The 1,009-nt window shown below is 34.0% G+C and carries 1 protein-coding gene; it reads right to left on the reverse strand.

Translation table 11 applies throughout. The features are described 5' to 3' along the window. Nucleotides 1-31 precede the first annotated feature (31 nt). Nucleotides 32-991, reverse strand: a complete 960-nt coding sequence (locus FPG59_RS16325) for a glycosyltransferase family 2 protein (protein WP_086455560.1) — start codon at nt 989-991, stop codon at nt 32-34. Nucleotides 992-1,009 lie beyond the last annotated feature (18 nt).

Genomic DNA, 1,009 nt, shown 5'->3' on the forward strand with positions numbered 1-1,009 from the left:
ATTTATTGTTTATTTTTATAAATAATTTTCTTTAATCAAAATTAGCGGTATCAGAAATCTTATAACGCTCTTCATTGTTTTTTGTTCTCAAAATGATTTCTCCCAGAAATCCAGCTAGAAATAATTGTGTTCCCAAAACCATTGTGGTCAAGGCAATATAAAACCAAGGATTATTGGTCACTAGGCTATAACGCATATCGTTGTACATGTGGTATAGCTTTGAAATACCGATGTAACCAGCAAGCATAAAACCGATGATGAACATCAAAGATCCTATGGCGCCAAAAAGGTGCATGGGTCTTTTGCCAAAGCGAGACAAAAACCAAATGGTAATTAAATCTAAGAATCCGTTAATAAAACGTTCCATCCCAAATTTAGTTTCACCATATTTTCTGGCTTGATGTTGTACCACTTTTTCACCAATTTTGCCAAATCCTGCATTCTTAGCTAATACCGGAATATAACGGTGCATTTCACCAGAAACTTCAATATTCTTAACAACAATATTTTTGTATGCTTTCAAGCCGCAATTGAAATCATTCAATTCAACTCCAGATGTTTTTCTTGCTGCCCAATTAAATAGTTTCGATGGTAAATTTTTAGCTACTACAGAGTCGTAGCGTTTCTTTTTCCAACCCGAAACCAAATCATATTTCCCATTGGTAATCATGTCATACAATCCGGGTATTTCTTCAGGACTATCTTGCAAATCAGCATCCATGGTAATGATAACATCTCCTTGAGCTTTTGCAAAACCAGCATGTAATGCCTGTGATTTTCCAAAGTTTTTCATAAAACGTACTCCTTTTACATGAGGATTCTCTTTTGAAAAGCCTTCAATGAGTGCCCAAGAATTATCAATGCTACCATCATCCAGAAAAATGATTTCATAGGTATAATTGTGGGATTGAACCACTTTAATGATCCATGAGTAAAGTTCATGAAGTGATTCCTCTTCGTTTAAAAGAGGAATTAGTATAGATAAATTCATTAATTTTTATTCTTGTGT

It is taken from the genome of Flavobacterium sp. FPG59, assembly GCF_002150205.1.
Classification (GTDB): Bacteria; Bacteroidota; Bacteroidia; order Flavobacteriales; family Flavobacteriaceae; genus Flavobacterium.